8 protein-coding genes are annotated in these 13235 nt (G+C 42.5%); 3 read left to right on the top strand and 5 right to left on the bottom strand.

The window, feature by feature from the left end; all coding sequences use genetic code 11:
* Nucleotides 1–102: 102 nt before the first annotated feature.
* Complete coding sequence (locus tag LKD20_RS09160) at nt 103–1083, bottom strand: molybdopterin-binding protein (protein ID WP_227721572.1); 981 nt, start codon at nt 1081–1083, stop codon at nt 103–105.
* Nucleotides 1084–1335: 252 nt separating this feature from the next.
* Nucleotides 1336–1716 carry a fluoride efflux transporter CrcB gene (gene crcB / locus LKD20_RS09155; RefSeq protein WP_227721571.1) on the bottom strand — a complete coding sequence of 127 codons (381 nt, stop codon included), beginning with the start codon at nt 1714–1716 and terminating at the stop codon, nt 1336–1338.
* Between the two features lie 152 nt (nt 1717–1868).
* On the opposite strand from crcB, the gene LKD20_RS09150 reads away from it, so the two are divergent.
* Nucleotides 1869–2258 (top strand): helix-turn-helix domain-containing protein, encoded by a 390-nt coding sequence (locus tag LKD20_RS09150; protein WP_005385158.1) that lies wholly within the window; start codon nt 1869–1871, stop codon nt 2256–2258.
* Between the two features lie 85 nt (nt 2259–2343).
* Here the strand turns inward: LKD20_RS09150 and LKD20_RS09145 are convergent, their stop codons facing one another.
* Nucleotides 2344–3051: a GntR family transcriptional regulator gene (locus tag LKD20_RS09145; RefSeq protein ID WP_227721570.1), complete on the bottom strand. Its 708-nt coding sequence runs from the start codon at nt 3049–3051 to the stop codon at nt 2344–2346.
* 216 nt (nt 3052–3267) lie between these two features.
* Between LKD20_RS09145 and LKD20_RS09140 the strand changes: the two genes are divergently transcribed.
* Nucleotides 3268–4209, top strand: coding sequence for a diacylglycerol/lipid kinase family protein (locus LKD20_RS09140; protein ID WP_227721569.1), 942 nt, complete (start codon nt 3268–3270; stop codon nt 4207–4209).
* A gap of 115 nt (nt 4210–4324) precedes the next feature.
* On the opposite strand, the gene addA is transcribed toward LKD20_RS09140, so the two are convergent.
* Together addA and LKD20_RS09130 are read right to left on the bottom strand one after the other, a co-directional pair.
* The gene (gene addA, locus LKD20_RS09135; protein WP_227721568.1) at nt 4325–8230 is read right to left on the bottom strand and encodes a helicase-exonuclease AddAB subunit AddA; all 3906 of its coding nucleotides are present in this window, start codon (nt 8228–8230) and stop codon (nt 4325–4327) included.
* Nucleotides 8220–11696: a PD-(D/E)XK nuclease family protein gene (locus tag LKD20_RS09130; RefSeq protein WP_227721567.1), complete on the bottom strand. Its 3477-nt coding sequence runs from the start codon at nt 11694–11696 to the stop codon at nt 8220–8222. Before LKD20_RS09130 ends, addA begins: the two co-directional genes overlap by 11 nt.
* 344 nt (nt 11697–12040) lie before the next feature.
* Here LKD20_RS09130 and LKD20_RS09125 point away from each other — a divergent pair, with 344 nt between their 5' ends.
* Nucleotides 12041–13018, top strand: coding sequence for a hypothetical protein (locus LKD20_RS09125; protein WP_227721566.1), 978 nt, complete (start codon nt 12041–12043; stop codon nt 13016–13018).
* The last annotated feature ends 217 nt before the right edge of the window (nt 13019–13235 follow it).

Genomic DNA, 13235 nt, shown 5'->3' with positions numbered 1-13235 from the left:
AAAGATAAAATGCCGATAGAGCTAGTATTTAACTAGTTCCATCGGCATTAACAGCAACACTTTTTGTCCTATAACCCAGTTTTTAGATATTCCATAAAAGGATTATCCCAAGAAGCCACCATGGCCCATGCGAATACAATCCTCTTTTGTGATTTCATCGTCTGCGACAAGGCGTGGCAAGATTTCATCAAAGGCAGTCGGTTTGCTGAATAACACACCGCCTGGAACTCCGAGGATTGGCGTACCATCTGTGCAATATGCGATACAAACCATGGAACCTGGCAATACAGGCAAACCATAAGTCACTACGCGATCTGCATAACGTTTAATAGCCCCTGGTGTTAAATCGTCAGGGTCAACGCTCATGCCGCCGGTACAGAAAATAATATCAGCACCAGCTTGTTTTACCTTGTCAATAGCCGCCACGATATCGTCTGTATTATCTGTTACGATTTCATGGGCTACCTTTTTTACACCGAATTCAACACAACGTTCTTCAATGATTGGGGTGAAAGCATCTTTAATGCGGCCTTCAAATACTTCGGAACCTGTAGTAACGATACCCATTGTTTTGCGTACGAATGGTTTTACATTGAGTAAAGGATGACCATTAGCGATTTTCTTCGCATCCTCTACTTGTTGTTCCTCTAATAACAATGGAATACAACGCATGCCTGCTAATTTATCGCCTACTTTCACCGGTGTATTATTAAACCTCGTTACGATAGTAAGCTCGCCAATACTATTAATAGCATGTAAGCGATCTACATCAACTTTAAAGAGGCCGTCTACGTCTGCAATGGCTTCGATTTTGCCTTGCGCCATAGGTCCGTCATGCATATTTTCGCCACCTGCCATATTGTACAAGGCGCGTGCCACATCCTCTTCGTGCAAGAACCCTTCATCTTCAGGTTCCATTACAAAGATATGCTCTTTACCAAGGTCTAATAATTTTGGAATATCCTCTTCCGTAATCACATGGCCACGGCGGAACGGCGTATCTTTCACCTCACCGATGACGATACGTACTAAATCATGTATTAACGCATGCCCTACAGCATCTTGTGTTCTAATGGATTTCATTTCTTTCCCCTTTAATTCAAAATTCTATGTCATATATTGAAGTCTAAATTCTATTCGAATATTAAATTCTAAATTCTGCTCAAATGTTAAATCATGAATTCTATACAATGTATGTTATAACAACAAAATGTATCTAATCCTATTCTGAATATCTTGCAAATTAGTATATAAATATCTTACGAATAAGACCTAAATAGTCTTATGTATTAATCATATAAAAATGGCTTTATATATGCTGTAACGCAAATCACCTTAAATTGCACAGAGAATGCGCGCAAGTAGTATCCCAATCCAGCAAAGGATTAAGCCACCTACAACTTGTACAAAGCCATAGAATAAAGCTTGTACATAGGACTCAGACATCATTAGTTGTAGCATTTCAAAAGCAAAGGTAGAGAAGGTTGTAAATGCACCTAGCCCACCTACAACGAGGAAAAATCTAGCCCACTGCGGCAAATCTGGCTTTTGCATGTATAGACCTAGTACAAGGCCAATAATGAGGCAACCGATGAGGTTTACTACGACCGTTCCATACGGAAAGGAACTCACCTTTGTCATAACCCATTCACCAAGAGCCATACGACATAACGCTCCAACGGCTCCACCGAGGGCAACTGCAATGTATTTTTCCATATTGCCTCCACTACTTACAGTACTATCCTACGATTTTCACAATACGTGTAATTATCTGAAATAACCGATAATTATCTAGTTTTCTATATTAGTCAATCACCAATAGTCTCAGTATACTATATTTAGAGAGCAGGGAAAAGGAAGGAATCCCTATGAAATCTGCATCGACACCGTTAACTGAGCTACGAATCAACACCTATGAAGATCCGGTCTTACAGCATCAGTATGTTTGTTTAGGCCATAAAATTGCCCATATTCGCATATCTCTAAACATGTCTCAATATGAGCTAGCACACCACGTGGGCATTAGCCGCAGTTATTTAAGCAAGCTAGAATGTGGTACAGGCATATCTGGCATGTCCTTAGAGATTCTATTTAAAATCGCTGAAGCATTCCAAATTGACGTAGCGCAACTCGTAAGGCTGCGCATCGTAGATTATAAAAGCTGTAATGCGCATCTTTCATCACACTACAAACGATTAGAGTTTCTAAATCATACGAGGAACAGTACACCAGCTAAAGCCGAGCCAAAACTAAGTTAAATTAATCAAATACTCTAAAATCGATCCTACAGAAAAAGCCCCGCCAACGGCGGAGCCTTTCATATAGTATGCCCAATTAAAGGCATTATACTTCATTAAGTTTTTTATGTTGTACCTCAGCATTTGCTTTTTTGAAGATAAATGCATTATTAATGTGCTGACGCATAGCATTTTCTGCTGCCACTTCATCATGACGCTCAATAGCATCTACGATATGATCATGTTCATCGTCGCAATCATGTGTACGCACTGCATTGAAGGAGCTGATGTACATATCGCGATTAACGCGTTCACGGAAGCTAGCAAGGTACTCTACAACGCGTTCATTACCAGAGTAATGAGCGATCATTGTATGGAATCGACTGTTTACTTCAACACGTTCTGTAGCATCTTCGATTTCATGCATTTCTTTACAGATTTCACGCAATTCTTTAATTTGTTCGTCTGTAGCATGACGTGCACAAAGTCTTGCACCAAGGCCTTCCATTACTTCACGCACTTGATACAATGCAATGATTTCCTCTGGAGTATCGGACTTTACAGTAACGCCCTTCCAAGGAACGATCACTACGAGGTTATCTTTAGCCAATTTACGGAATGCTTCACGCACAGGTGTTGCACTCACTTGCAATTGCTCTGCAATCTTTACTTCGTTAAGCTTTTCTTGCGGCATCAATTCGCCTGTTAAGATAGCTGTTTTTAATGTCAAATAAACTTGTTCACTGAGCGGCAAGCGTTCAATGGAATCCACTGCGGATAATTTATATTTATCTTTCGAATCTTGTTTTCCCATTACTATCCCCTAATCTTATATCCCGTTATATCTTTCATACTTTCAAAGAACGGCTAAAATGAGTATAATATATTGTACGATATATTTTTTATTTTGAATAAATATGTCATATATGATTTAGTGCATATAATACAATTATAGAGCCCATATCTAAGACTGTCAATTTAACGATAGATAATAGCTATATCTCATTTTTGAAAGTAAGGAAGTTATATCATGAGCCGTTGTTTGGTAATCATAAACCCTGTATCGGGTGGCGGTGCGGCGCGCCGATATGCCCTCGATTTACAATGGAAATTGAGCACCTTATTCGAAACGATTGAGGTCAAATTCACCACCGGTGAAGGAGATGCTACACGTTTTGCTAAGGATGCTTGCGAACGCGGATTCGATGCTGTATTCTGCATGGGCGGTGACGGCACAGTAAATGAAACCGTAAACGGTATTGCCCAAGGGGGCTTTAAATCTACCTTTGGTTTTATTCCAGTAGGTACTGTTAACGATATGTCTCGTGCCCTTGGCATTCACCAAAATCCAATACAAGCGATCAAACGTATTGATATCAATCAAACTCGTACCATTGATATTGGTCGTTGCAATGATAAATATTTCTGCAACAATATCGCAGCCGGTGTTATTCCAAAGGTAATCGAAGAGGTTACCCCAAAGGAAAAAAGCATTTTAGGCCCACTCGCCTACTTCTTGCGCGCAGGCCAAGCATTGTTCACAACGAAGGACTACACATATCGCATCCAAACAGAGAACGATGATTTTATCTGTAAATCACCGCTCGTGTTAGCATTGCTTACCAATGTAGTATCTAGCTTTGAACGCTTTATGCCAGAAGCCTCTGTAGACGATGGCTATATGCGTATCATCATCTTTAAGGAATACTTCATCCTCGATATCCTAAGCGTACTACCACTCATCATCAGTGGCGCCATCTATAATTCCCGTTATACAACAACACTAACTGTAAAAAAAGCTCATATTGAACTATTATCTAATATCGGTGATTTACCTACTAATATGGACGGCGATCAAGGTCCATCCATGCCAGTAGATATCGAAGTATTGCCGCGTGTACTAAAAGTATTCGCACCAGCAAAACACAAAAAGAAAAAGGCTTTGAATTTACCTATATTACCTCATATATAACACAAAAGCTCTCTATCCAAGGATAGAGAGCTTTTTTATGTGTATTACATATCTAATTGTTACAACATATTACACACGTATAGAGAAATCCGCTAATCATATGTAGATGTCTAAATTAATCTACAACAATTGCATCATGCAAGCGGAAGCTATAGATATAGCATGCTTTTACCGGCATCCCCGTCAATCGCTGTAACGCCTCTTTGTAGAGGTCCATTTGTATTTTATAGCGCTTGATGAGATCTTCCCCAGATTTGACGCGGTCCGTCTTGTAATCTACGAGAACCCATTCGCCGTCCTCTTCAAAGGCAGTATCGATAATACCTTGAAGGAATAGATTTTCGCCATCCTCTAAGGTATCATATACGCGTTTTCCTTCAAAGAGCATACTAAACGGCAATTCTCGTTCGATACGCTTAGCATTGATGAGACGCTTTCCAAGGTCAGAACTGAAGAATTTATAAAGACTCGTATCGCTTAATAAATTTCGTTCTTCCTCCGTGAAAGTCCCTTTCGTTACAAGTGCATCAAGCTCTTTTGTTAAAGACGCTTGCGTATACTTAGTGAGAGGAAGCCACTGCATAGCTTCATGCATTAAGGTACCCCATTGAGCCCCTGTTAACACATCCTCTTCAGACTGTAATGCTTGCGGCTTGCGACCGAATACGGAGTTCGCTAAATCATCGGCTGAAACTGAAACAGTTTGTACACCAAAATTGGCCTCATCATCCGTGATATTATTAATATCCTTGCTATTTGCAGCATTAGATTCCTCTGTATCTAGCTTGATTGCCTGACCTAGAATAGTATCTGAGACCGCTCGTTGAGCACCAGCCTCTACCATATCTACTACTTCAGCAGGTGTATTAAGGGTATCAATAGTCCCTGCTTCTAGTTCTCGTTCTTGGAATCGTCGTTTCAATTCACTAACAGAGATTTTAGCAGTCCGTCGTGTGGCATCGTTGTACGGATAGGTATAGTTAAAGCGGTCTACTATTTCCTGTGGTAATTCTACAGCATTAACAGCTTTTAACTCACGTACCTTGTTGATAGTGGTTTCGTCAATATCTGCTTTATAATCGAGATCACCGTAAAGAGAGCCATCGTGAATTTCAACCTTGATACGACATTTCTTGTCCGGTAAGTCAAAATAGGTTGGCCCTTCGTACTCAATGGCTACACGCAATGGATTGCCGCCGTCTAAATGACGAGCAAAGCCCATAATGAGCCAATCTAAATACGTATTGGCTTGAGTGATAATATCCGTTGGCAATTGTTGGCCTTCTACAGAGGCAGCATTTTTAATGAGTTCACCTAAGGTGCTCAACCCACCCTTAGAATTTTTAAAGCCTTTCACAAAGCCTGTCATAAACAGCTTATCTCGTGCTCGTGTTAACGCTACATAAAGAATACGCTGTTCCTCGGCTTTCAGGGCTGCCTCTTTGACATCTTTCACGTAGAACCACGGCATGGTCGGGAAGGATACTCGAATATCTGGGAAGTATCCCTTTAAGCCAAGGCCTGCGTTCTTATCGATAAGAAGCTCAGAGCGAAGGTCCATCATATTGAATTTCTTTTGCATCCCAGATAGGAATACAACAGGGAACTCGAGACCCTTACTCTTGTGAATGGTCATGAGGCGCACTACATTATCCGCTTCACTGACCACATTGGCAAGAGGCATATCTTGATTACTGTCGCGCAAGCTTTCAACAAAACGCAAGAATCTAAAGAGTCCACGGAAGCCAGAGGCCTCATAGCCCTTAGCGCGGTCGTATAAGGCGAGAACATTCGCACGGCGTACAAGACCATTTGGCATGGCACCCACATAGTTTACATAATCTTGGGATTCGTAAATATCCCACAATAAATCGGTCACACCGTGACGACGTGACAAGGTACGCCAACGCTCCATATGTCCAATAAAAGCTAATAAACGCTCATCTTGTGATTCTTCTGCATAAGCTGGCATGAGAGACCACAAAGAGCCCTCACCAGACAGGCGCAACGCACCTAGCTCGTTTGCATCAAGCCCAACGAGACCGGAGTGCAACACCGCAGCCATCGGCAAGTCTTGTTCAGGATTATCTATGATGGATAACAACGCTAGTAAAAGCTGAATTTCTTGGGCTTCAAAGTAGCCATCCCGCTCATTTACTACCGCAGGGATGCCCGCTTGGCGCATGGCTTCTACGGCACGGGTGCCCCAACCAGCTAAAGATCTGCGCAAAATAGCAAAGTCTCGCCACTCGATTTGACGGAATGTACCATCTGGATTTTGCACCTGCTTCTTAGCAGCGTGGATTTCCTTAATCTTCTGAATGATAAAATCTAGCTCGCGCTCGTTATTCTCAGGGTCATCCCCTTCGTCTTCGTCGCTTTCACTAGCACCGAGGGTATCCTTGCTCACATCTAAGAGCTGCAATTCTACGTCGCCTCCAACCCAATCCTCAGGTGCATCCTCTACAATGCGGCCAGGAATAAGGGATTCAGCCTCTGTATAGTTAAGCTCTGCCGCCTCTTCCGTCATGATTTGATAGAATAAGAAATTTGTGGCAGCCAAAATATTTTCGTGAGATCGGAAGTTCTTTGCTAGGTCGATACGGCGCTCTACCGCATCATTACCGCCATAGGTGTTATATTTCTCCATAAACAGAGAACTATCAGCCATACGGAAGCTATAAATGGCCTGCTTCACGTCCCCTACGTAGAACCGATTGTCGACGCGAGAAATCAAGTTGATAATCGTCTCTTGCACACCGTTTGTATCTTGGTATTCGTCGACCATGATCTCTTTGAAAGTATCTTGCAGCTCCTTCGCCACGTCAGACGGCTGAGGATCATCCTCTGTACCAGGCTCAACGAGAAGGGCTAAACATAGATGCTCCAAGTCACTAAAGTCCATAATGCCTTGCTCTTGCTTCATGTCCCGATAAGCTTGGTGGAATGCAATGGTGAGCTCCACAAGACCTTCAATGATAGGATATTGGGCCTTGAACTGCTCTTGTAAGGTAGCTTCTGGCACGGTAAACACTGCTGCTTGCATGGCTTTGAAGTCATCCTTATTTTGAGCACCTAAGGATTTAAACTCAGCTACTAATATAGGGTCAAAGGCTTGTGCCTCTTTTGAGCCCATGCGGAACTGATCTTTAATAAAGGTATCCATATGCTTACAAGCTTCGCCCATATCATCCCAAGTTTGAGCATTTGAAAGTATGTCTAGTGCAGCTAATTGGTTATCATATATATTTTGCCATTTATGAGGCCCCACTGGATCTAGCAAGATTTGTTCCATCCGCTCTAAGCGCTCACGAATGCGATCTATAACAGCTATATGTTGATCCCACATATATTGGCCCCATAACGTATCGCTTGGGTTTATTTCCTTAGCCTCTTTATAAGGCGCTAAGGCTTTGCGTAACCAACCATCAGGATTAGCAAGGGACATAGCGTAGTTATATAGGGACATAATCTTCGCTGTTAAGCCTGCATCAGATTTATCATCGCTGAAAAAGTCCGCCAATTCATAGATATTATAAAGGCCCTCTTCATAGGATTTAGTTAATAAATCGGCTAATACCTCTTGTTGTAACAGCGCCATTTCTGCTTCGTTACCAATACGAGCCGTTGGATTAATATCAAGCTTATAGAAATAGGAACGAATCACCCATTGGCAGAAGGAGTGCAACGTAGAGATATGAGCAGATGGTAAAAGATTAAGCTGTCGTTCAAGACGCTCTTGCATAGCCTCATCATCAGTCGACTCCATGGCTTTTGCCAAGGCTAGCCCAATACGAGCACTCATCTCTTGCGCTGCCGCCTTTGTAAAGGTTACAACCATGAGCTCTTGCACGGATAAGGGATTATCCATATCCTTTAAACGCGTAATGATACGCTCTACGAGAACAGCTGTTTTACCTGAACCGGCTGCTGCCGCTACCAGCAAGGTTTGATTATCTAAGGACGAATCCTTAGGCGCTATAATGGCAGACTCCTGCTCTGGCGTCCATTTAACACCCATGGTTTTCACCTCCTTCGTTTAGAACCTCTTTCATCCGTTCTAGTGCATCATCTTCGGACAATCTAGATAAGTAATTGTATCGATTACGGCTAGAGTCAAAACGGCATACAGTGTTGTAATCACAGTATGTACAAGGTCTATTCTTATTTAACTGGTACGGCTGAATTGGGAATTGACCATCCCCGATGTTGCGACCGATGTCAGCCATGACGTGGTTGGTATAACGGCACATTACATCAAACTCGCCGGTGTTCTTAACCTTATGTAAATCTCTGCTAGAAATCGTTTGATCCTTTTTCGTCGCAATTGGTACATATGGACCTCGTTTAGAACCGTAGGATAAGAACTTATTGTCTATATGCGTCAATAACTCGATATCATCGGAGAAGTAGCCGCTATTATGCCATGCGTCGCTTTCCTTAGCTAAAGCTACTGCATCCTCATAGGATAGAGGCGCGCCAGCAGGGATTTTAGGGTTCTTCACATAGGAATACACCACAGCTGCAGGAGCCATAGATTGTCCTTGCGTGTTACCATAAGCGGATTCTAAGGCCAATAGATATGTCATGAGCTGCAATTTAAGACCATAGTACACATCTTGGGCTGTTACATGGGCGCCACCCGATTTGTAGTCAATAACCATACCATAGGTTTGACCATCTCGAGTATATTCATCGATGCGGTCAATTTGACCAATAAGTCGTAAATAACGGTCTTCCCCAAGAGGCACCCGAATCGGATCCCAGCCGCCTTGACGTCCAAAATCTTGCTCTAAGTATTTTGTATCAAAATCACTGCGCTTGGACCACTCAACAAGGCGGTCTACCGTCACATGTAATGTTCGTTGTACACGCTGCTCGATTGCCTTTTGGTAAGCATCGCTCGTTTCCTCACCAGAATGATTTTCTTGTAAGATTTCATCTGCTACAGAGCGACATAGGTTAAGTTGATCTTCTTCGTTAAGATCACGCCATTGTTTATTATTTTCTAATAGATAATTGCCTAACCGTTCTAGGTTAGCATGTAAGAACGTACCAATTTCAGGAGCCCCAAAGGAACGCACCCGACGTGGCTCTAGTTTCAAACCATATTGAGCGTAGAACTTAAATGGACATTGTTGGTATCTCTCTAGGCGCGTTACAGAACCAGACATGTAGCCTTTAGATAGGAACAATCCGTTCACTAAATCCTTCGTAATGACCGGCACATCGTTATTATCTCGAATACCACGAGATACCTCGGCTAAACGTGGACGATACGTGCTACTTTCACGAGCCCAGTTATAGAGGCCCCACCACAGTGGATTGACCTCATGTCCACTAAAGAGGGCACCCCAACGCTCAGATAATAAGGATAAACTTTGGAGCGGACGCCACACATATTCCTGCTCTGTATCAGGCTCTATGGATAACGGAATATCTACAGCCTTACCGACATACCCGAGGGATTCTAAGCGCTTCACCACAAGGGATGGCTCAAGACCGGTTCCATCCTCACCAGAGCTTGCATAGGACAAGGTCAACGAATCGGATGCCCGCGTCATGGCTAGGTATAATAGGAAATTCTCGTTGAAAGCCTTCGGCAATGCCCCTTCAGCCAAGGTAATGCCTGCATCGGCTAATTCTTGACGTTCCTTATCCTTAATAAGACCTTCGTCGCCCATACTTTGTGGGAATACACCTTGGTTGAGGCCCATGACGAACACCTTAGGCCACCATTGACTATAACCACGTTCGATGGTGGTAATCACCACATGATCTAAGGACGGAGGAATCATAGAGTAATTTACATCGCTCAAGCCCTCTTCGAGGAGCAACATCATCTCATCTAGGGTCAACACTTCATCCTTCATGACCATAGAGATTTCATCTATGAAAGAAATAACAGCATTGTACATCTGTTCATGGCTGGCTTTCGACTCTTGATCCCCCACCGTTTCTGCATCTTTTGCCCATTCATAGAGACGCTCAGGCACTTGCAAGGTTTCTAAGAGACCATACAGCTGCGCACCCCACTCAGCGCCCGTATGACCTTCGCTATGAGCGGCAAAGTCAAACCATGGGGATAGTATGTCCATAATGGTTTGTCTCGCTTGGTTGACACGAGCTCTACGCGGTGCATCTACATGACTTTCTTCATCTTGTCCTTCATGAAAGCCTCGTAAATAGGGCCAGCTTTCACGTTCCCATTTATAATGGTCGATACCAAACTCGAGTACGTAGTTTTCTAATTCATCTACGGCCTCACGGGTAAGAGGCATCAAGTCTGTTTTAAGCAATAAGAACATGCTGTCTCGACTGTAGCTATGACGCACGATATCAAAGAGGGCTGTCAACAATTCGCCTAATGGATGGTTTTTCATAGGCCGCTGACGGTCGATAAAGTGCGGGATTCCGTAGCGAGTAAAGACCTTTTCCAAGGTATCTCCGTATGTTTCGGACTCGCGAAGCATAATACATACATCGCGGTATCGAGCCTCTGGAGAAGATTCCACATAAGCTAAAATACGACGAGCCACCGCATCAGCTTCCCGTTCCCGGTTATAACCTCGAATGAGCGGAATCGTAGTATCGGTAGAATTTTGTTTGCTAGGACTAGTAAAGTAATTAGATTCTAATTCTTGTACGATGTGAGGACCCCGTTTACCATCAAATCCAACCCAGTTAATGCTAGATCCATAACGAGCCACTAAAGTATCGTAAATCTCTAAAGGACGGCTAAAGAGATGCTCCCCTCGACGCGCAATATTTAAAGCCTTTGGAGCCATTGGCAAGTCGATGGTAATAACCGCTTCCTTAGCCAAATCAAACAAGGTGTAAATCAACTCATAGTGCGTAGGTGTAAACCAATGAAAACCATCGATAAAAACATGACTATTTTCCATCAGTGGAGATTGAGGCAAAGCCTCTACGATTTCCATGATAGGATCGATGTCGCGCTCCCCACGACGACTGATTTCCTCTTCATAGGCGGCCATACAAATGGCAAGTTCTTGCAATTTCTTTTGTAATACTTTATTTTTAACGGACTCCGCCCCACGTTCAAGGTCATCAGGTCCGACGCGGAATGCACGAAACTCAGAAAAGAGTTGTTGCAATACAGAAGAAAACTCAGGACGTTTAGTAGCCTGTTCTAATAGGCCCAGTTCCTTTTGTTTTCGTTTCATTACAAGGCGCAACAACATAGACCGGCCAAAGCTAGATAAGCTTGATTGACCGGCCCCCTTAGAGCCTATGGATTGATATACTTGGTACCCCAAACGACCAAAACCTACGACGCGAACCGTAGTAAAGCCTTTTTCAGGCATAAACTCAGCAAGCTCCCGTTCTACGCGATACGTAGCTGGTTCAGGAACGAGTAAGATTATAGGTTCCCCTGGACAATCGGTCATGACTCGACGTATCCGTTCATATACGGCACGTGTCTTGCCTGATCCTGCTCGTCCATAATAGACGCTAATACTCATGAGACCTCCCTAGTGAAGCTTTCACCATCTCAATTTATATAATTTATATAATTCACAAATTTCATCTAATTTATATATTTCTTGTTCTTAGGTATAGCCTAAAACTATTTTTTTCGATATAATAATGTCATTATACATAAATACTATTATATAGTAATATGATATTCTGTGCTTAATTCTGGGGTTAATTTAAGCTAATTGTACAAAATTTGACTCATTTGATTATATTTGTTTATAATTAAGAAAAAAATTTATATTTTATTTACAATTAACAGAATTTCATATATAATACATGTTAGTATTTGTGTTATTTGTAAAAATCATGTATTTAGGAGTGAACTATTATGAACAAAAAACATTTAGCAGCTGCTTTCGCAGTATTTGCAGCTACAACTATGTCTTTCTCTGCTTTCGCAGCATCCATCGATGCTAATGCACGTGCTTACGAACGCGCTGCAGCAGAGCAATATACTTACGCAGCACCTCAAGCGGCTACACCAGCTTACCAATCTGGTTATGTAACAAGCGCACCACGCCCTGGTTACAAACCTTTACCAGCGGTACCTTACACAGCAGGTGACATGGCTCAACAAATGCCTGTATCTAAAGAATTAGGCGATCCAATCTTCGTAGCACCTGAAACAACAGCTGTAGGTCTTCAAATCATGGACCCTATCGCTACTAACAGCCAACCTGTATACCAAGAAACTATAACTTCCGTAACAGCTAATGGTAACGGCAGTGCATATGTTTCCCGTTATAAAACTAACCAATTAAACGCATTCGACTTGTTGTTGAACGGCAAATCTTACACTTACGACTTGCCTGCATACACTAACGGCTACCAAGTGAAAACTGCTAGCTCCTACAACCGTGCTGGCGACGGCGTTGCAAATGTATTCTCTACAAACGTAATCACTGAAGCAGTTGTAAACAACAACTCCTTGCGTATCACTGTTAACATGACTCAACCAACAGCTGTAGCAGCTGCTAAATTGCGTTCCATGCAACAAACTGGTCAAGTAGTAGGCGGTGAAGTAGCTGCATTGTTCGCTTACAATGAAAGCTATGATGGGGTAAAACAAGCTGCTCATTACGACGTATTCAACAACGGCAACCGTTACATCGTTGTTAAATCTGGTGCTGTAACAGTTCCAAATGGTGCACAACACCCTTACGCAACTGCATTGTTCGCAGTAACTGACGACACTGTAGCAGCTGTAACAGTATCTGGCAACACTGCTGATACTTACGATTTAGTTAAAGGTACTGCATACGCAATTGCACAATCCGCTCGCGTATCTAACGCACGTACTCGCTAATTCTAACTATAATTCGTTACGAATTAACTATAATGGTGAAAGCTACAAGCCTTCACACCTAAAGACTATATAAATCACCAAAGCCCCGAATGAGATATCTCATTCGGGGCTTTTTTATGCATCTTACCAATTGAATTCTTGGGTTATAGGACAAAACGTGTTGGTTTTATAGGCGATGGAGCCAGTAAATTACTGGCTCCATCGCTATTTTAAGTTC

The sequence above is a fragment of the Veillonella fallax genome (assembly GCF_020687175.1).
In the GTDB taxonomy this organism is placed as follows: Bacteria; Bacillota; Negativicutes; order Veillonellales; family Veillonellaceae; genus Veillonella; species Veillonella fallax.
Note: the sequence above shows the minus strand (reverse complement) of the source record. Positions and strands in the feature narration are given on the sequence as shown.

What these genes read in the sequence shown, in the direction of transcription:
- LKD20_RS09160 (WP_227721572.1), bottom strand. Translation starts at nt 1,083, where the DNA reads ATGAAATCCATTAGAACACAAGATGCTGTAGGGCATGCGTTAATACAT.
- crcB (WP_227721571.1), bottom strand. Translation starts at nt 1,716, where the DNA reads ATGGAAAAATACATTGCAGTTGCCCTCGGTGGAGCCGTTGGAGCGTTA.
- LKD20_RS09150 (WP_005385158.1), top strand. Translation starts at nt 1,869, where the DNA reads ATGAAATCTGCATCGACACCGTTAACTGAGCTACGAATCAACACCTAT.
- LKD20_RS09145 (WP_227721570.1), bottom strand. Translation starts at nt 3,051, where the DNA reads ATGGGAAAACAAGATTCGAAAGATAAATATAAATTATCCGCAGTGGAT.
- LKD20_RS09140 (WP_227721569.1), top strand. Translation starts at nt 3,268, where the DNA reads ATGAGCCGTTGTTTGGTAATCATAAACCCTGTATCGGGTGGCGGTGCG.
- addA (WP_227721568.1), bottom strand. Translation starts at nt 8,230, where the DNA reads ATGGGTGTTAAATGGACGCCAGAGCAGGAGTCTGCCATTATAGCGCCT.
- LKD20_RS09130 (WP_227721567.1), bottom strand. Translation starts at nt 11,696, where the DNA reads ATGAGTATTAGCGTCTATTATGGACGAGCAGGATCAGGCAAGACACGT.
- LKD20_RS09125 (WP_227721566.1), top strand. Translation starts at nt 12,041, where the DNA reads ATGAACAAAAAACATTTAGCAGCTGCTTTCGCAGTATTTGCAGCTACA.